Origin of the sequence: Vibrio jasicida CAIM 1864 = LMG 25398 (assembly GCF_000400365.1) — a bacterium.
In the GTDB taxonomy this organism is placed as follows: domain Bacteria; phylum Pseudomonadota; class Gammaproteobacteria; order Enterobacterales; family Vibrionaceae; genus Vibrio; species Vibrio jasicida.
Genome location: NZ_BAOG01000108.1, coordinates 21539 through 41217 on the forward strand (window position 1 = coordinate 21539; position 19679 = coordinate 41217).

The 19679-nt window shown below is 45.1% G+C and carries 17 protein-coding genes; 8 read left to right on the forward strand and 9 right to left on the reverse strand.

The window, feature by feature from the left end:
• The first annotated feature begins 216 nt into the window (after window positions 1-216).
• The gene (locus VJL_RS23400) at window positions 217-423 is read left to right on the forward strand and encodes a hypothetical protein (RefSeq protein ID WP_038881714.1); all 207 of its coding nucleotides are present in this window, start codon (window positions 217-219) and stop codon (window positions 421-423) included.
• A gap of 14 nt (window positions 424-437) precedes the next feature.
• Here VJL_RS23400 and VJL_RS23405 read toward each other — a convergent pair whose 3' ends face one another.
• From VJL_RS23405 to VJL_RS23435, 7 genes are all read right to left on the reverse strand, one after another.
• A complete protein-coding gene (locus tag VJL_RS23405; RefSeq protein WP_020197503.1) occupies window positions 438-971 on the reverse strand; it encodes a hypothetical protein in 534 nt (177 codons plus the stop codon).
• Window positions 964-1806 carry a hypothetical protein gene (locus VJL_RS23410; protein WP_038881715.1) on the reverse strand — a complete coding sequence of 281 codons (843 nt, stop codon included), beginning with the start codon at window positions 1804-1806 and terminating at the stop codon, window positions 964-966. Before VJL_RS23410 ends, VJL_RS23405 begins: the two co-directional genes overlap by 8 nt.
• Window positions 1807-2005: 199 nt before the next feature.
• Complete coding sequence (gene gnd, locus VJL_RS23415; protein WP_038881716.1) at window positions 2006-3454, reverse strand: decarboxylating NADP(+)-dependent phosphogluconate dehydrogenase; 1449 nt, start codon at window positions 3452-3454, stop codon at window positions 2006-2008.
• Between the two features lie 40 nt (window positions 3455-3494).
• Window positions 3495-4211, reverse strand: a complete 717-nt coding sequence (pgl, locus tag VJL_RS23420) for a 6-phosphogluconolactonase (protein WP_020197501.1) — start codon at window positions 4209-4211, stop codon at window positions 3495-3497.
• Window positions 4208-5710 carry a glucose-6-phosphate dehydrogenase gene (gene zwf, locus VJL_RS23425; protein ID WP_038881717.1) on the reverse strand — a complete coding sequence of 501 codons (1503 nt, stop codon included), beginning with the start codon at window positions 5708-5710 and terminating at the stop codon, window positions 4208-4210. Before zwf ends, pgl begins: the two co-directional genes overlap by 4 nt.
• A 619-nt stretch (window positions 5711-6329) precedes the next feature.
• The gene (locus tag VJL_RS23430) at window positions 6330-7016 is read right to left on the reverse strand and encodes a response regulator (protein WP_038881718.1); all 687 of its coding nucleotides are present in this window, start codon (window positions 7014-7016) and stop codon (window positions 6330-6332) included.
• On the reverse strand, window positions 7013-8632 hold the full coding sequence (locus VJL_RS23435) for an ATP-binding protein (RefSeq protein ID WP_038881719.1): 1620 nt from the start codon (window positions 8630-8632) through the stop codon (window positions 7013-7015). Before VJL_RS23435 ends, VJL_RS23430 begins: the two co-directional genes overlap by 4 nt.
• Window positions 8633-9065: 433 nt before the next feature.
• Here VJL_RS23435 and VJL_RS28245 point away from each other — a divergent pair, with 433 nt between their 5' ends.
• Window positions 9066-9356 (forward strand): YkgJ family cysteine cluster protein, encoded by a 291-nt coding sequence (locus tag VJL_RS28245; RefSeq protein ID WP_039974426.1) that lies wholly within the window; start codon window positions 9066-9068, stop codon window positions 9354-9356.
• A gap of 88 nt (window positions 9357-9444) precedes the next feature.
• Window positions 9445-9606: a hypothetical protein gene (locus tag VJL_RS29720; protein ID WP_038867515.1), complete on the forward strand. Its 162-nt coding sequence runs from the start codon at window positions 9445-9447 to the stop codon at window positions 9604-9606.
• An 85-nt stretch (window positions 9607-9691) separates the two neighbouring features.
• Here VJL_RS29720 and VJL_RS23445 read toward each other — a convergent pair whose 3' ends face one another.
• Both VJL_RS23445 and VJL_RS23450 read right to left on the reverse strand, forming a co-directional pair.
• The gene (locus VJL_RS23445; protein ID WP_038881720.1) at window positions 9692-10642 is read right to left on the reverse strand and encodes an FAD:protein FMN transferase; all 951 of its coding nucleotides are present in this window, start codon (window positions 10640-10642) and stop codon (window positions 9692-9694) included.
• Window positions 10643-10722: 80 nt separating this feature from the next.
• Window positions 10723-13737, reverse strand: a complete 3015-nt coding sequence (locus VJL_RS23450) for an NADH-dependent flavin oxidoreductase (protein ID WP_038881721.1) — start codon at window positions 13735-13737, stop codon at window positions 10723-10725.
• A 697-nt stretch (window positions 13738-14434) separates the two neighbouring features.
• Between VJL_RS23450 and VJL_RS23455 the strand changes: the two genes are divergently transcribed.
• From VJL_RS23455 to VJL_RS23475, 5 genes are all read left to right on the forward strand, one after another.
• Window positions 14435-14662, forward strand: a complete 228-nt coding sequence (locus VJL_RS23455) for a hypothetical protein (RefSeq protein ID WP_038867509.1) — start codon at window positions 14435-14437, stop codon at window positions 14660-14662.
• Window positions 14663-14800: 138 nt separating this feature from the next.
• Entirely contained in the window at window positions 14801-16216 is a 1416-nt protein-coding gene (locus tag VJL_RS23460; RefSeq protein WP_038867508.1) for a TolC family protein, read from the forward strand.
• Between the two features lie 3 nt (window positions 16217-16219).
• Complete coding sequence (locus VJL_RS23465) at window positions 16220-17200, forward strand: HlyD family secretion protein (protein ID WP_038867507.1); 981 nt, start codon at window positions 16220-16222, stop codon at window positions 17198-17200.
• An 18-nt stretch (window positions 17201-17218) separates the two neighbouring features.
• Complete coding sequence (locus tag VJL_RS23470) at window positions 17219-18406, forward strand: ABC transporter permease (protein WP_038881723.1); 1188 nt, start codon at window positions 17219-17221, stop codon at window positions 18404-18406.
• A complete protein-coding gene (locus VJL_RS23475; protein ID WP_038881724.1) occupies window positions 18403-19554 on the forward strand; it encodes an ABC transporter permease in 1152 nt (383 codons plus the stop codon). Before VJL_RS23470 ends, VJL_RS23475 begins: the two co-directional genes overlap by 4 nt.
• Window positions 19555-19679 lie beyond the last annotated feature (125 nt).

Genomic DNA, 19679 nt, shown 5'->3' on the forward strand with positions numbered 1-19679 from the left:
CATTTTTGACGCTCAACAGAATCAAAAATGCTGTCCTAAGCATTATGCAATGAAACTCACAACAATTGGCGATTGAAAACTGTCTACCAGGTCAATATTTAATCTTTTTTGAGAAATATTTAGCCTACTTTTTGGGTATCTTCTGAGCAAAAAAGAGACAATACAAATGCGGAGTGAAAACACTCTGGCTCTACCCACTAAGCTCTGGGAGGCGTTATGAAAAGTAAAAAATTAGGTCATGTAATGTCATTCAGCAGAATGTTTTCCTTCATTGCCTTTCTGACAGCCACATTCGCTTGGGTATTAAGTATGTATGCCCTCTTTACGGTTTCCGTTGTGGCACTTTTCGTCAGTGGACTTCTCTACTTGAATGACAAATTCGGCCATCACCCAAAAGGCAATGTAAAAGAAAAGAGCGCTTAGACGCTCTTTGAGTACTAATGAACAATGCTCCTAGACTTCAGATAAGCATTTATTTCATCAAGTTGATATAAGTTGCCGTCTTCGGTCATAGTCAACATCGTCTCATCTCGACATAACTCAGGCTCTCTGACCATTACCTCAATGCTCGGCTTACTCGATGCTAAAGAAAATAACGGGCATTCATAGTAGCCTTGACCTGTCGCGAGTGAAATTAATCTTTCTTGCTCTATAAGAGAAGCGGGCCACGCTAGAGCTATTGCTGACAACAACATAACTTCAAGCGAACGACTTAATGCCGTCGACACGGCTTTGCCTATCTTTGCTTTGTATATGGCATAAACACAACTTACAAGAATAGTGATACTAGCGCCAATAACGATTACATAGCGCGTATTAATGTAGATTATTTGATATTGCTTAGCTAATTGAACCTGTAAGCTTAGAGATTCGAAATGATCACTGAGCAACGTAAAAGCAATGCCACATGTAATCAAGCTGATAACAAGAGCGACCAGGCTAACTTTTTTTATGCTTGGCGTATCATCCATTATTAAACCTTAGAAACTGATTCATAGCTCGAGCTGATTTATATCTTTGAATCTTCATCTCGCTTTCATGTTTTACTTGAGCCTCAACAAAACTGTTTAACTGAGCGATCAGTCTCTTTTTAACTAGGTATTCGCCCTCCAAATACTCTAAAAATAATCCGAAGATTGCTGCGACAGCGATACCGAATCCTATTGGCACTAATACCGTAGTTGTCACAGCAGAAATCATTACACCAGCGACATAGCCCAGTACTCCAGAAATAGCAGCTATTACAATATCAGTTGAAACATTTACAACCCAGTTAGACAGTAAGTAGTCTTTTTTGAGAGCAAGTTCTAGTGTTCTGAAAGGCACAGAATAAATAACCGTTAAGATCACACCACCTTTTGCAGCAGCCTTTAAGCCAAGTTTTCCTATCCCCAAAGCCAGCATCTGTGCATTCGAGGATAAATACCTTGACTGTTTGATAATACTACGTAATTTATGGTTGCCAGAAAAACTAATATAACTTTGTGCTCCCTTCTTTGTGATTTCATACTTCCCTAGTATTGAACCACCTTTCTTAAGGTCCTCGGCTAAGAGATAAAACGCAGATAAGTCATGTATTAAACTTCCCTTTGCACTGATAACCTCTACTAACTCCATTCCCGTTATTAAGTCGGTTATTTGCTGTTCATTTAACCCTTTCATTTTCTTTTCAAATAACCAAAGATCGACGAGTCCCTTTTGGTCTAGTACATAAATATCTACTTCATGCATGTCTAAAGACTTTAGACATTGATCTCTTTGACTTTTGTTTCTCTTGCTCAAACACTGAAATCTATCGCTTGCCATACACTTATTCCCAAACCTGATGTTGAGAAGTATTTTAAGGAGAGTGCTGAAAGGTTCTTCTCCATTTGTGAGAACTGCGTTTGACTTCAAATCATTGTGAAACTGTTAGTTTTAGTACTATCTCTCTCATGAATTGCAGGTAATAAAAAAGGATGCCACTTGGGCATCCTTTTGCTTTGATCAGTTTACTGACTGCGGATTAAACGTCGTATGTTGTAGACGCTGTGTCGCCGCCAGTACCAGTCCAGTTTGTGTGGAAGAATTCACCACGTGGACGGTCGATACGCTCGTAAGTGTGAGCACCGAAGTAGTCACGTTGAGCTTGAAGTAGGTTCGCTGGTAGACGAGCTGTTGTGTAACCGTCTAGGAAAGATAGCGCTGAAATCGTACATGGCATTGGGATACCAGACTCTAGAGATTTCGCTGCTACTTTACGCCATGCTGCTAGGCTGCCTTGTAGGATGTTTTTGAAGTACTCATCAGAACCTAGGAAAGCAATGTCTGGGTTCGCTTCGTACGCATCACGGATGTTGCCCAAGAACGCAGAACGGATGATACAACCACCACGCCACATTAGAGCTACGTTACCGTAGTTTAGATCCCAACCATTCTCGTTAGACGCTTCGCGCATTAGCATAAAGCCTTGAGCGTAAGAGATGATCTTAGAAGCTAGTAGCGCTTGACGTAGTGCATCAACCCACTCTTGCTTGTCGCCTTCAACTGTAGTGATTGTCTTACCGAATAGAGACTCAGCTTCCACACGTTGGTCTTTCAGTGCAGATAGACAACGAGAGAATACAGACTCAGAGATAAGCGTTAGTGGAATGCCTAGGTCTAGTGCGTTGATACCAGTCCATTTACCAGTACCTTTTTGACCCGCAGTGTCTAGGATCTTCTCAACTAGAGGCTCACCGTCTTCATCTTTGTAGCCAAGGATGTCAGCAGTGATTTCAACAAGGTAGCTGTCTAGCTCAGTCTTGTTCCAATCAGCGAATACTGCTTGCATCTCGTCTGCAGACATACCAAGACCGTCTTTCATGAACTGGTAAGCTTCAGTGATAAGCTGCATGTCACCGTATTCGATGCCGTTGTGTACCATTTTAACGAAGTGACCAGCACCATCGTTACCAACCCAGTCACAACATGGCTCGCCAGCGTCAGTTTTTGCAGAGATACCTTGGAAGATTGGCTTAACCGCTTCCCAAGCTTCAGCCGCGCCGCCAGGCATGATTGAAGGACCAAAACGTGCACCTTCTTCACCACCAGATACACCAGTACCGATGAAGTGAATGCCTTTCTCACGGCAATGTGCTACGCGACGGTTTGTATCTGGGTAGTTAGTGTTACCACCGTCGATGATGATGTCGCCTTCGTCTAGAAGCGGAATTAGGTTGTCAATGAACGTGTCAACAACGTCACCTGCACGAACCATAAGCATCACTTTACGTGGTGTTTCTAGCTTCTCTACTAGTTCTTCTAGAGAGTATGCACCGATGATGTTTGTGCCTTTCGCTGGACCTTCCAGGAACTCGTCTACTTTAGCAGCAGTACGGTTGTGAGCCACAACTTTAAAGCCGTGGTCGTTCATGTTTAGGATAAGGTTTTGCCCCATTACAGCAAGGCCGATTACACCGATATCACCTTTCATTGTTTCTCTCCAATTGTCTTTTATTCGACCAGCGGCCGCATTAAGCGATTTTTGCCGCTGCGTCTAAATCTAAATACCATTCCGTCAGACCCGCTTTCGCTTGGATCTTCGCTGCCGGATATGGAAGTACGCGTGCTGGTGAGCTATTAATCTCTTCGATAATGTCTGCTTTACCAGCGCCAAGTACCAAGTAACTGATGCGCTTCGCTGCTTCTAGTACGCGTGCCGTTTTCGATACACGAATCTGACCAGACTCAGGATGAGACGCCAATACTGATAGGTTCTCATCATCGTAGTTTGTCTGACCTGGGAACAGCGATGCGGTATGACCGTCTGCGCCAACACCAAGTAAGATCCAATCAAACACAGGAGTGCCATTTTCAGTTGGAATCACTTCTGCCATCTCTTTCGCAAAGCGCTGTGCTTCAACTTCTGGCTCGTCTTCACCACGAATGCGGTGGATGTTCTCAGCAGGAATGCTTACTTGGCTAAATAGTAGCGTATTTGCTTCACCGTAGTTGCTTTCTGCATCATCAGGAGCAACGCAACGCTCATCACCCCACCAGAAGTGTAGGTTTTGCCACTGAATTGACGTCGCGTAAGCTTCTGTTGCCAATAGCTTAAACAGCATTTTAGGTGTGCTGCCGCCAGAAAGAGAGATGTGAACAGGTCGGCCCATTTCGCTAAACGCTTTCATGTCGTTAGCAAGGCTTTCTACTACCTGCTCTGCTGTTTGGTAGATCTTATGGTTGATCATAGTTCGCAGTAGTCCGTATCTGTTAGGTTTTTACAAGGGAAGCGCCATGCGCGGTTAGCTCGCTGTAGCAAGTCGTCCGCCTCTTTTGGTCCCCATGTACCACATGCGTATCCGAATAGCGCTTGTGGGTCTTGCTTGAAATCTAGAATTGGTTGTACGTATTTCCAACACGCTTCAACCGCATCGCTACGAGCAAATAGCGTTGCATCACCGTTTAGGGCATCAAGTAGTAGACGCTCATAAGCAGTTAGCATTTGGGTTTCTTGCAGATCAGCGTAATGGAAGTTCATTTTCACTTCCTTCGCTTTAAAGCCTGCGCCCGGCTCTTTCAGACCAAAGCTCATTTGAATGCCTTCGTCTGGCTGAATACGAATAATCAGCTTGTTCTCTGGTGCGTTTTGACCAAACACTGGGTGTGGTGTCTGTTTAAAGTGGATAACCACCTCAGTAACGCGAGTCGGTAGACGCTTACCTGTACGTACGTAGAAAGGCACGCCATTCCAACGCCAGTTGTTGATGTAAGCTTTCAGGCCGATGTAAGTCTCAGTACGAGAATCGTCTGCTACGCCGTTCTCTTCACGGTAACCAGGAAGTTGTTGACCACGAACTTCAGACGCCGTGTACTGACCCAATACAAGGTCGTTGCGAAGTGCGTCTTCATCCAGTGGTTTAAGACACTGAAGCACTTTCACGACTTCATCACGCATCGCGTCAGCATTGATTTGTGCAGGTGGTTCCATACCAACCATTGCCAGTACTTGTAGCAAGTGGTTTTGGAACATGTCGCGTACTGCACCAGAACCATCGTAGTAACCGCCACGCTCTTCTACGCCTAAGAATTCTGCGCCTGTGATTTCAACGTAATCAATGAAGTTACGGTTCCACAACGGCTCAAACATAGCGTTAGAGAAACGAAGTACAAGAAGGTTTTGAACCGTTTCTTTACCTAGGTAGTGGTCGATACGGTAGATTTGGTGCTCTTGAAAGTGCTCGTGAATTTCTTTATCCAAGATGCGCGCTGATTCAAGATCGTAACCAAAAGGTTTCTCAATGATCAGACGTTTCCAACCATCATCCTCGTTATTCAGACCGTGCGCTGCAAGGCTTGCAGGGATCACGCTGTAAAGGCTTGGTGGTGTAGCAAGGTAGAAAAGCGTATTACGTTGTTCGAATTGATATTCGTCTGCGAGTTGGTCTAGTCGAACCACCAACTTGCTGTAATCTTGTGTGTCAGAAGTATTGATTGCTTGGTAATGCAGGTGGTTGATAAATGCATCAAGCGTTTCTGGCTCTGTCTTTTCCATTTCCTGAAGCGATTTTTTCAACTTCTCGCGGTAAGACTCGTCACTGTATTCAGTACGACTTACACCTAGAATGGCAAAATTCTCTGGAAGCTGCTTGTTCGCATAAAGGTGGTATAGAGCAGGAATTAACTTACGGTATGTAAGGTCACCTGAAGCACCAAAAATAACGATGCTGCTGTTTTCTGGTATTACCATCATCTTTCCCTTAAAAACGAGGTACTTATTGTGTGCCCGGATACGGCTAAAAGGATTGAGCCAACCCTATCAATGGCACCCCAAAATAGAAAATTGGTCTTACCTATTACGTTGATAGGTAAAGCCTATAGCCCTAAAACCCACCTCAACGGTTGAACTCCTTAACCATAGTTTGAAATTCAACAACTGACGGTCTTTTAGGACACTTATGTCTCTCGAGTACAACCTTGCACTCTACGGAGGAGATTTCCGACACGGGGGCGTATTGTCTACGACTATTTGATTTACATCAACACTTGGTAGTGCAAACGTTTAAATAATTTACACAATACGACATAAGCAATTGAATATAATGGAATAAAGCCAACTCATTTTGACTGGGTAAAATTCAAGCAAAAACTCTAAATTGAGGAATAATTGTTCAGATTTGCAATCCATTACATAAGTAATGTGCAATAGGCTACATTTGTCATGTTGCGCGTTTTTTGTTGCGTTTGATTTTGACGGAACAACACTCGAGTGTTCTATCAGAAACCTCCCCGATCTGGAGTGGCAAATTCTTAGGAAAATGAAAGCGGCGGGAAATCGTGCCGCCGTTCTTGCGTGTAAACAGTACGAGCTATCGAATCACTTTTTTATAACTGCGTTCTGGTCGCCCTACGGTTCCGTAGTTCAAATCCGCTTCTAGCTCCCCTGAGCTAATCAAGTATTCCAAATAACGTCTGGCCGTCGTGCGACTGGCGCCGATCTGTTCGCCTGCTTCGTCCGCCGTAAACATGCCTTCTCCAACAAACAAAGTACGAATCTTGTCTAAAGTTACGCCATCAATCCCTTTTGGTAATCGTTGTGGCGTGCTATCTGCGCTCGTACTCGATTGAAGCATCTTATCGACTAGGTTCTGATCCAAGCTTTCTGCAACGTTCAGTTGTTGGCGTTGAGAAATGTACTTTTGCAATGCCGCTTCTAATCTAGGGAACATGACAGGTTTGAGTAGATAATCAACGACCCCGCCACGCATCGCTTGTTGAAGCGTATCCACATCTCTCGCCGCAGTAATTAAAATCACGTCACAAGTTTGATTGTTTGAGCGCAGCGTATTGAGAATCTCCAAACCCGTTCCGTCTGGCAAATAAACATCCATCAGTAACAAATCTGGTTTAAGGATCTCTAGCTGCATTTCTGCTTCCATCCGTGTCGTTGCAATGCCCACTACTTCCAAGCCGGAGAGTTGGCTAAGATATTTATGGTGAAGCTCTGCAATGGCAATATCATCCTCGATGATCATGACTCGCGTTGCCGTATTCATACTTGTTCTTCCTTAGGCAAATACACGGTAATTCTCGTTCCATGTTCTGTATTTGGTAGCATCTCAACATAACCGTGATAACGCGTCGCCAGTTGATTCACAAGGTGTAATCCTACCCCTCGATTCTGGCGAGACTTGGTTGAAATGCCCTTTTTCAAGAGCTCTTGTGGCTCAATGTTTTCCGGTAGCCCACAACCTTGGTCGACCACCTCTAATATCACTTCGTTTCCGTAATCACTGATCGACACATCAATACTGCGACGCTCTAAGGCAAACGCAGATTCAACACGAATAGCAGACAAAGTTGCGTCAAATGCGTTATCGACTAGGTTGCCAAGAATGGTCACCAAATCTTCGGCATTGAGCCATTCAGGTAGCGGTTCTAGGCGACTGCCTTCTTCGACCACCAGTTGCAAACCAAGCTCCCGTGCACGTTCTGTCTTGCCTAAAAGCATGCCAGCGATAAGAGGATCTTTAATGGTGTCCCGTAAGAACTCAATCATCGCTTGGTAATGCGCCGTCTCTTGTCCAATAAGCTGCTGCACCGCATCTAGTTCACCCATTTGAACCAAGCCGCTAATGGTGTTGAGTTTGTTTCGGTGTTCATGCGTTTGTGAGCGAAGCAAATCCGCATACTCTTTGGTTTGCGAAAGTTGCTCGGTGAGTTCATTGATTTCATCACGCAAACGAAAACTCGATACGGCACCGACGATTTTGCCATCTACAAAGATCGGTGAACGGTTTGCGATTAAGCGTTTGTGATTGAGGAAGATCTCGATGTCGTGATCTTCTTGTCCTGTTTCTAACACCGTATACAAATCGCTATCTCGGAGCGTATCGGTCAACGGTTTGTTGAGCGCAGCCTCTCGGTTAATACCTAGAATTTGGCATGCGCTACGGTTGATTGAGCGTAATACACCTTGCGCATCAACACTGAGCACCCCTTCTTTAATGGTGCTCATAGTCACATCCAATTCACCGTATAAGCGACCAATCTCTTCCGGCTCAAAGCCCATGATCGCTCGTTGGAATTTACGTGACGCATAGTTAGAGACCACGGCATTGGCTGCAACCACAACCAATGCCATTACAATTAGAAAAGCAAGAAACGGCTCGATTCGATCTTGTAGGCGCTCCAAGAGATAACCGACAGAAACCACCCCAATGATGTTGCCTTGCTGGTCAAAAATCGCCGCTTTACCACGAACGGAATAGCCTAGAGAACCTTGAGCCGTTGAGATATAGGACTTCCCCTCCACCAACGCTCTTTGGTTATCACCGCCTTTCATCGGCTTGCCAATACGTTCATCGACAGGGTGAATCAGACGCACGCCATCTTTATCGCCGATAACAATAAACGCAGCACCTAACGCATCGGTCATTTCACGAAATCGCTGTTGGTATGGCTCAGGGTTTTGAGATTCGATCATCTCGATGACGATGTGGGATGTCGATAAGAAACGCGCCACACCCAGTGCTTTCTCACCCATCTCTTGTTCTTGATCGAACTTAAGGTAAGTAAAGCCCGCAGCCACAAGGATAAGAAGTTCGATCAAACCCGACAGCGTCATAATAATGAGCATGCGCTTGCGAAAGCTGATCGTTCTCCAACTCATTGATATATCCTTTATCGACTTTCAAACTACCACATCACTGTGACGACGCTCCTACGTTAACACTGAGTTAACAAAGCCGTACCCGCTAAATGACAAATATGTGAACGAGGGAAATAATCTCGCTGGCTGGTGCTCAGTTTTTAGGCGCTAGGGAAGAGAATATGATCGTCCACTCTCCTACTTAAGTTACTTTCTGGCTGACAAAGTTAGGGTCTGTTGACCTTTGAGCTGATTTTTGCAGCGAATTGTTGGGTATTTATACAAGACAGAGACTTTGCGGAGTAGCTTGCCTACATGAGAAATCGATAACGTAGTAGAAATGACCAACAAATGCTGCCCAAAGGGTTCAGTTAGGCGCCCCCAGCTAAAAAATAAAGGTCATTTGAACTAGCATTTACGGTATCATGCACAATTGATCTAGTTGTAGCTATCCATGAACATACCCACTAAAAACCCGTTATCCTCCAATGTTTCTTGCTCAAACTGCCAAGCATGCTGCTGTCGTCTTGAAGTTATGATTATCTCAGATACTGGCGTTCCAGAAGAATTTATCGAACGTGATCAATATGGCGGTGAGACAATGATGCGACTGGATGATGGTTGGTGCGCAGCGTTAGATAGAGACAGTTTAATGTGCACTATTTATGAAAATCGGCCTTGGATATGTCGCGAGTTCGAAATGGGATCGGATGAATGCCTTGATGAACGAGTTAAGTTCTTATAAAGCAGAATCAGCGGCTTTATTTTGCGTTTGCTCCCCTTAACTAGCGGCATGTTAAAGTACACGGTTCGCTCTAAAATGAAAAAATAACATGAGAAAATATTACATTGTTGAAGGCGACACGAGCGCCAAAAAGCAAAAACTGGCTTACCCAAAACTCGCGCTGTGTGACAAGTGTGTCAGTGGCTATGTGGTGATCAGTGAAGAAGAACGCACTTATGAAGAATGCGTGAAGTGTGGAGCCGATGACTAATCACCTGACTTCAATAAAATCATGAGATAACAAGGGGGAGAATGTATACTTTCTGCCTCTGTTTCGTGTCTCGCGTCGATAAGCCTCAGCGTAGGTAAATCCCGCCATTTCGATCGATTAATCCCTCGGTAACAACAACCTCACCTAGCTTTGAAACCGCCACTGCTTCAATGCCAGCTTGCTGATTCAAATAAGACATAGATTCTTGCATTGATGGTAAAAACCCTGCTGTGCTCCATATTTCACCATCGACCGAATGCTCCGATAGAATCGTAAGCCCAGCGATATCAGTCTCAATCGGCATTCCCGTTTTTGCGTCCAACAAATGATGGTAACGTTGCCCATTGTTCTGAAAAAAGCGCTCGTTGATCCCGGAAGTGACCATCGACATCCCTTTAAGTGGAACAACGCGAATCACATCACCACGTTCTCCTAACGGATTCTGAATGCCAACATTCCATGCTTGATTCGTATTAGTTGGTGATTGACCAATCGTTAATACGTTCCCCCCCAAACTAATAAAACCATTTTCTACGCCAGCAGAGACTAACTCTCGTTTAACCTGATCGGCGAAATATCCTTTAGCAATGGCACCCAAATCTATCTCCATACCGACGTGGTTTAAATAAACAGAGCATTGGTGCTCATCAAGGATGACTTGGCTAGGGTCAACCAATTTAAGCTTTGTTTCAATCTCTTCACGGCTCGGAACCTTGGCATCTTTAAATCCAATTCGCCACGCTTTCACAAGAGGACCAATCGCAATATTGAAAGGATGGTTTCGGTCTTCACTGACCAATTTTGCCAGTTTAATCAGGGCAAAAAGGTCCGGTTGAACACAAACGGGAGCAATACCTGCGTTTTGATTAACGCGCATCAGTTCCGAATCTGGTTGATTCACCGTAAAACGTTGAGCGTATTGCTCTAGCTGAAAATAAGCTTCTTTTATCAGCTTTTCACCATTGGCGTGGTAAACGACAAGGTCGATGAATGTGCCCATCATCGGAAATCGTGCGCTGTATTTCTTTATGCTCATCTGAAGATCCTGAATGTCCAATGTGAAAAAGAGGGAAGCATCGCTCCCCTCTTAACTGGTACTTCTTAACTTAATGACGATTAAACAAGGTCAGATGCACTTTCACCTGCGATTCGGCCGTAGGTGAAGATGTCGATCAAGGCATTCCCGCCCAGACGGTTACCCGCATGGATGCCACCCGTAACTTCTCCCGCAGCGTACAAGCCTTCGATGATGTTGCCATCTTTACCGATAACGCGCGCTTTAGTATCGATTTTCAAGCCGCCCATCGTATGGTGAACCGATGGTTGGCGAGGTGTGGCATAAAACGGGGCTTGCGCCACTTTCAAACCAAACGCACTCTTATGAAATTCAGGATCATGCCCCTGCTCTACACAGGCATTGTACTGTGCAATCGTATTGGTCAAATCAGCAACTGGCACATTAATCTTCTCAGCCAGCTCTTCTAGCGTATCGGCTTGAACAATAATGCCTTCTTTAATTTCTCGCTCAATGGTTTCATCCGATGTGTTCGCCGCGGTTTGACGAATATTTTCGTCGGCAATCATGTAGATAAGGCCACCATTGTCGAAAAAGGCATCCGAAAGCACGTCGCGACTTCCGCACTCGTCAACAAAGCGCTTACCTTGTTGGTTAACAAACACAAAGTTCTCTGGCGGAACAATCAGCCCCGTAAGCAAAGCACCCGACTTAGGGTCACCGATCGGCATTAACTGCACAAATCCCATGCCTACAAGTTCTGCACCGGCCTTTTCACCGATTTCAATACCATCACCGACAAGCGCTGGTGAGTTGGTGGTTTTGATATCGTCCGCGATTTCTTTCCAGTAGGAGTTGTACTTTTTGATCATTTGAGTGTTTGCACCAAAACCACCTGAGGCCAGAACAACACCATGATTTACGCGCAGTACAAGCTTAGTGCCGTTCGCTTGAACCGCTTTGATACCAACGACTTTGCCATCCTCTACAATCAGATCGGTAGCTCGCGTATCAGTAATAATGCGCCCGTTTTGGTCTTGAATACGTTTTGACAGTTTATCGACAAACTCAACGCCCTTTGGACGCTTTGGTTTGTGTGCTCGACGCCACAACGCCCCGACTGGAATTTCCACGACACTGCGGTCAAAGTCGATGCCCTTTTCACTCAACCAATCGATGGATTCCATAGAACGAGAAGTCAGCGTTTCAACCAAGTCATACTGACCATGGATAGACTCACCATTTAAATCAGTGCGTTTACCACCAAGGTAAGTTTGGATACGATGTAACTCTACCGAATCAAACAAGTACTGTTTGCCACTTTCTAGGTCAGTGAAGTAGTTATCGAGTTGTGATTTCAGCACTTTGAAATCAGCAAGGTACTCATCCACAAATTCTGACTCTGGCGTTTTCGCCAGCAACATTAGCGTCTCTTTCTCACCCGGAAGCGCAGCAAAGTCATTTTGCCATTCAGGTTCTGCAGCATTAACCCAACCACCCGTTCGAACAGTGTTACCACCAATCGCAGGGAACTTCTCAAGCAAAATAACTGACTTACCCTTATCAAGCGCTGTCAGCGTTGCACTCAAACCAGCACCACCGCCGCCAACAACCACAATATCAACGGTTTCTTCGATGGTTTTTGATGACCATTCAACTGCTTCCTTCGCTTTACAACGCAATGCTTCTGAGTTGCCACCAGCCAAATCAACCGCATTTGACACGCCATCAAGAACCGCTTGGCTGCTGACTGTCGCACCTGAAATAACATCAATATTCAGTGTTTGTCCGTCAAGGATCTGCTGCGGAATACGCTCAAAAGCAGGGTTTGCAATACCATCAGACTCTTTAGATGAATCGACAAAAATCTCTAATATTTTATCCTCAGAGAAGGTAACCGTTACTGGTAAGTCACCATTGTGACCGCGCCCATATGCCGTGTACTCGCCCGAATTGAATTTAATCGGAATGTTTTGGAGCTCTTTAATACGTTGGTGTTTTAGCGCTTCGGCTGCACTATCAACAATCATGTAATCCATGATTTCCCAAAGCGGTGTTGGGATCTGCAATGCTTCTTGCTGAGCAATATCAGCAAACTCAGCGCAAGTTTCATTATCCAGCACCTTACCTGCCCATGTTGGTTCGACCAAATAGCCTTTACCAACACTGACCATGTCATAACCTTGTGCCAATGCACTGTCCGCATCTGCACGTTGAGCGATACCACCAACACCAATTACAGGCACTTTTGCTACGGCATCAGATTGAAGTTGACGATACTTGTCGATAAGTAACTCTTGATCTTCTGGAGTAACAATTGAATTACGTGCCCAACTGCCCATCGAGAAATGGAAGTAATCTAAGCCTGAACTCGCCAACTTATCCAATAGGAACATCGTGTCTTCAAAGCGAATGCCCGGTTGCTCGATCTCTTCTGGCGAGAATCTGTAACCGATAATAAAATCCGACTTATTATGAGATGACGCGACTTGTTTCGTTTTATCTAAAATCGCAAGAGGGAATCTGGTGCGCTTCTCAATGTTACCACCCCATTTGTCGCGTCGACGATTTGAATGCGGTGAGAAGAATTGTTGGATCAGGTAAGTATTTGCGCCGTGAATTTCAACACCGTCAAAACCAGCGAGGATGGCACGATTGACTGCATTACCGAAGCTTTCAATCATGGCTTCGACTTGCTCTTTTGTCATTTCTAAAGGTGTTTCCGCATTCTCGCGAAGTGCAGCGACAGGACTTGCCGAAATAGGATGATGACCACCGTTGTATTCAGAGTTAGCCATACGACCGGCATGGTAGATTTGAAGAATGGCTTTGGAACCTTTCGCTTTAATCGCGGTGGCGAGCTTTTTCAAACCTGCTATTTTGCTATCAGTATCAATCCCCAGAGCACCAGGGAAAGCACGACCGTAATTCTCAACGAAAGCACTTTCAACAATAATTGCGCCAGCATCACCTGAGCGAGCGGCGTAGTAATTGATCATCTCTTGAGTCACCCCGCCATCAAAAAAAGCGGACTGAATCGTCATCGGTGCCATCACGATGCGATTGCTGAGTTTGACCCCTGACTGAAATACGATTTCATCGACTAACTGAGCCATAAATAGTTTCCTTTAACAGATTAATTCTCATATGAAACGCACCTGCAAAAAGGATTTACTCATCACAAGCATTTTTGATATGAGAACCAGTCAGATCCTCTAATAACCTCAAAAATATTATTGATTTATGCGCATGAGTAAAATGAATCGTTTGCATTTTTAACATGATTTTATTGCATTAATAAAAATCAGAATGCCTTTCTCGCAAAGAGTTAAGTCGAAATAAGTAGAGATAAAGACAAAAGGGAGTACGAATTAACAACGCTGCAACAGTGACAACATTTGACGCTTTAAAATCATCAGGTTCATGCTTATGTCACGTACGCGATCCATCATTGATAAGCGAAACGAAATATAAAAAAGCAATCAAATCGCCAGCCAAATAATGTTGTTATTTATTCAACACCATACATAAATTGCCATCTAAATCTTGAACACGATCACATCAAATTTATCGGTTTTTGAGGCGTTTTGAGACTTTCCATCGTATAATTTTTAGTCAAGAAGCCTGAGAGAGCTTCGGCAAAAGAAAGCAGCCAACTGGAAGTCTATTTAACGCTCAACACTTGCGTCAGAAAATTTGAAGACACATTGATAAAAATACAAATACTGACGTTAAGACAATCACTTAGACACCATCTGCCACTGCAATAACTATAAACAGAGGCGCTTTTATAGTTAGAAGGAACACCTAAACATGGAACGCGATACATTTGGAATTTGCCTGAATAAGGCTATGCTGTCAGAGAATATGTATTCAACGTTTACTCACGTCAGAGCTTACGAAAAGAGTGATGCCAGCTCCCCAGATCTTAAGGTGCTGCTATCGTTCCCACAGATGAGTGGTAAAGACCTGCTGAATACAATGCGAGGTTCTCGCCAACTTGAGTGGAGAGCAGAGTTTCACTGCCCTTCCATGAAATAAAAAACAACACAGCTGCGCTCAAGTGGTCTACACTCAATTGAGCGCAACATTTCTTCAACAATTCTTTTCGCCAATCACTTAACACTTTCGAATGAATACTTTATATTAGAGCTAATACTCTAAAGCAAAGCAGCCACTATGAAACAAACCGGAAAGTTCTGGATCTTGGGCCTTCTCAGCAGCTCAATTTCTCTTGCCTGTCAATCGGCTCCCATCACATTTGATGACGCATGGAAATTGTTGTTAGAAAACAACTATTCACTAAAAGCACAGCGTGCGAACGTTGAAAGTTACGAATACCAACAAAGTGCGACAGACAACCTTAATCTTCCACAAGTCAGCATCGGAGCGAATTACACGCGCTTAGACACTGACGTAACGGTCTCGGGTCAGCAGTTATTCGACAGTACTGGGCAACAAATCAGTGTGCCACCAGTCTTTCAACCTATCTTTAGTGCACTTGCGAATACTACTTCAACGATCACTGAGCGTGACATCTTCTCCTCTTCGATTCGTGCTATCTGGCCAATCTTTACCGGGGGTCGCATTAATGCTGCTCAATCAGCAGCAGAAGGTAAAACAGACGAAGCAAAAAGCCAGCTCGCAATGGAGCAACAGGCGCGTTTTGAAGACCTCTCTAAATACTACTTCTCGGTTGTATTAGCGAAAGAAGTGCTGGCGACTCGCCAAGCCGTCGAAAAAGGCTTAACCAAACACCGTGATTTTGCAATTAAGATGGAAGAGCAAGGCCAGATTGCAAGAGTTGAACGCCTTCAAGCAGAAGCATCACTAGACAAAGCGAAAGTAGAAACTCGTAAAGCGGCCAGCGATTTAAGTATTGCCCAAGCTGCTCTTGGCAAAATCTTGGCGCAGAATGATTCAGTAGAGCCATCAGAATCCCTCTTCATCAATGACAACCTTCCTCCATTGAATGCTTTTGTCGATCAAACTCTATTGACCTACCCTGGCTTGGATTTATTAAATGCAAAACACAAACAAGCATCGAGCCTGATAAAAGCCGAGAAAGGCAAATACTATCCAGAAGTCTATTTGTACGGTGATTACAACCTGTATGAAGACGACTCACTTGCCAGCCAAATTAAGCCCGATTGGTTAGTTGGTGTCGGAGTGAATATTCCGCTGATTGAATCCACCGGTCGCAGTGAAAAAGTAAAAGCAGCGCAAAGTATGGTCACGCAAGTGGATGCACTAAAGTCACAAGCCAAGCAAGATTTGTCGCTTCTGGTACAGAAAACCTACCTAGAGGCGCAGCAAGCCATTGATGAGGTCCAAGGTTTAGAATCCAGTATCGCCCTTGCAGACGAGAACCTACGCTTACGCGAAAAAGCCTTCACTCAGGGCTTATCGTCATCTTTGGATGTGGTCGACGCGCAACTGTATGTCGCCAGCGTAGAAACACAGCAATCTGCGGCGCGTTTCCGCTATCTAATTTCTTTGACCAAACTATTAGCACTAAGTAGCGAAATGAACAGCTTCGCTCAATACCAACATACTGCTTACGTTCCAGCATCAACATCCAAAGAGGCAAAATAAGTCATGGCAGCAAAATCTCTAAAACCCGCTCTACTATCAATTTGCGCTTTGGGTGTCGCTTCTTGGGTTGGTTACCAGTTCTACCAAGCGTATCAACCGGAACCAGCTCGTTTACAAGGATTGATTGAAGCGCAGCAATACAGCATCTCTTCAAAAGTCCCAGGTCGTATTGATGAAGTCATGGTGCGCAAAGGCGATGATGTCGAAAAAGGTCAGTTGATCTTTACCCTTCACAGCCCAGAAATCGAAGCAAAGCTAGAACAAGCAAAAGCGGGTGAAAAAGCCGCTGGCGCGTTGGCGTTAGAAGCAGAAAAAGGCGCGCGTGAGCAACAAATTCAAGCAGCAAAAGACCAGTGGTTGAAAGCACAAGCGGCTGCTAATTTGATGGAAAAAACTTACCAGCGCGTAAATAACCTCTACAAAGATGGCGTTGTCGCAGAACAAAAACGCGATGAGGCGCTGACTCAGTGGCAAGCTTCTAAGTACACCGAGAGCGCAGCGTTCCAAATGTACAACATGGCAAAAGAAGGTGCGCGTAGCGAAACCAAAGTCGCTGCAGCAGAGAAAGCGCGTATGGCGGCTGGCGCTGTAGCGGAAGTAGAAGCGTATGCAAAAGACACGCAAATCTTTAGTTGGTTTGATGGTGAAGTCTCTCAAGTACTACTGCAAAGTGGTGAGCTGTCTCCTCAAGGCTTCCCGGTTGTGACGGTTATCGATACGCAAGACTCATGGGCAACCCTTAACGTACGTGAAGATTTGCTCAAACACTTTACCAAAGGTACTACGTTCGAAGCTTATCTGCCTGCCCTTGATAAAGACGTTGAGTTTAAAGTAACGCACGTTGCCGTTATGGGTGATTTCGCGACATGGCGCGCCACAGATGCATCAAAAGGTTTTGATCTTCGTACATTTGAAGTCGAAGCTCGCCCTACCCAGCCAGAGCCTGAGCTTCGAATGGGCATGAGCGTCGTGGTTGACCTGTAATCGCGTTGGTTTAGTACTATGACGATTCAAATCTCACAACGACAGGTCCTAAGGCGCGATAAGTGGTTGCTGTCTTGCCTTACTTGGGTGCCGATCTTATTGGCAATCAGTATTTGGGGGGTATTCTCTGCAGGCATTGCCAGAGATCTTCCTATTGGCGTGGTCGATTTACAGCACTCACAGTTGTCACGCAAGATGATTCAATCTCTTGACGCCTCATCCACCCTTTCTGTTGATTACCACTACGTCAGTTCAACAGAAGCGAAGAACGCAATGATCGAGGGTGATATCTACGCTTATGCTGTGATTCCCCCTCAATTTGACCAAGACATTCTTTTGCATCGCCAACCGCAGCTATCGGTCTTCTTCAACAGCCAATACATTTTGGTTGCGAAGTTGATTAACTCCGCGGTCGCGCAATCTCAAGGGTATTTTGATGCTCAGCTTGAAGCCATGGGTAATCTAGCGAAAGGCAATACCACAACGTTAGCCGCCATTGGGCAAGCCGTGCCGATTTCCACCCAGATTACTGCTCTGTTTAACCGTAACACTAACTACGCTCAGTTCTTGGTAACCGCGATTGTTCCAGCTATCTGGCAAATCTGCGTCGTGGTCAGCACCATTTTGATCCTCGCGGCGCATTTCCGTTTATATGGTAATGGCCATAACAGCTTCGCGTTCTTAGGCGAACGTCCTTTCACTCGACTAAGCAAAGTTCTGAGCCAGTACATTCCTGTATTTATGGCACAAGGCGCACTGTTCTTAGTTTGGTTCTATGTGGTGCTAGATTGGCCGATGGAAGGGAGTTATCTGACAATGTTATTCGCGCAATTCGTAACGACCATTGCATGCATCATCATGGGGGCATTGTTCTTCTTCCTATCCATGGACCCAGCACGCGCGATGAGCTTTGCTGGCGCATTTACCGCACCGAGCTTTGCATTCATGGGCATCACCTTCCCAGTTTCAGACATGAACACATTGGCGCAAGCATGGCGAAGTCTACTACCGATCACTCATTACATTGAAGTACAAGTGGATCAAGCAAATTACGGCGCTAGTGTGGCGCAATCTATCGGCTCCCTATGGCCGATGGCTGGGTACGTTATTCCGTTATTGATGACGGCGGCTTTGATGGCAAAACATCGTAATACCGCCTTACTCAATAGCGCAACTGGTGCTGATGGTAAGCAGGGGGCAATATGAACTTATGGCAATTGATTAAAACCGAGTTACGCTCAGTGCTGACCAATCCTGTCGTGGTACTGACTGTCTTTGGTGGCGTAGTGTTTTACTCGTTCTTATACCCACTTCCGTACGCGCAACAAACGCCAAGAGAACAGCCGATAGCGATCGTGAATCTCGATGGAAGCCAAACCAGCTTGAAGCTTGAGCGTATGGTCGATGCGACGCCACAAGTTAAAGTTGTGACACGCCTACACACCATTGCTGACGCGAAACAAGCGTTCTTAGACCGAGAGATCACGGGTTTCTTGGTGATTCCAGAACACTTCTATAAAGACTTGATGCTTGGCAGCAGTCCTACTCTTGCTTATGCGGCTGATGCTTCCTACTTCTTGGTCTACGGCACCGTGGTAGAAGGCCTGGCAACAGCAGGCGGTACGCTTGGTGCTCAAGTTAAAGTCAGTAAGATGGTGATTGATGGCGTGCCACTGAGTATGGCGAGCCATGATTACTCTGCCATTAAGCTGAACATGAAGCCAACCTTTAACCCGACTATGGGCTACATTGAGTACGTTGTGCCAGCGGTGTTTGTGTTGATCCTTCAGCAAACATTGTTGATGGCGGTCGGTTTACAAACGGGTACGCAACGCCATGGTCGCGGTTATTGGTCGCAGGTTTCAACCGGTGCATTGTTATTAGCAAGAACCGTAGTTTTTGTCGCGATTTACTACCTACTGAGCGCATATTACTTTGGCTATAGCTTCGAACGTTTGAACGTTAACCATGTTGCCAACGCAGGTGAGCTACTCACCTTGCTGCTGCCTTTCTTACTTAGCTGCTGTGGCTTAGGCTTATGGCTAGGCTATTTATTGCCAAGACGCGAGCTCGTGACATTCGTCGTATTAGTGAGCTCAATGCCGTTGATCTTTCTAGCTGGGTTTATTTGGCCGGTTGAATCAATTCCTACCCCGCTGCTTTGGTTTGCAGATTTAAGCCCAAGCACTTGGGCAATCAAAGGCTTTTTAGCACTCAACCAAATGGGCGCAACGTGGCAACAAGTAGCTAAACACTGGACTGCTCTTTGGGTTCTGACGGTATTATGGGGCGGCGTTGCTTACTGGATTGCCAAACGCAATACCAAACCAGTAGTAACAGAAAGCTTAGGTTAATCGCTTTACATCCAATTAAGAAAGGGGCTCACGTAGCCCCTTTTTGTTTGTGTCGATGTTCTAGTGACTGAGTTGACCTGAAGAGTCACTGGCTTGTTTCTGGACATTTCTGAGTTAGCGGCTTT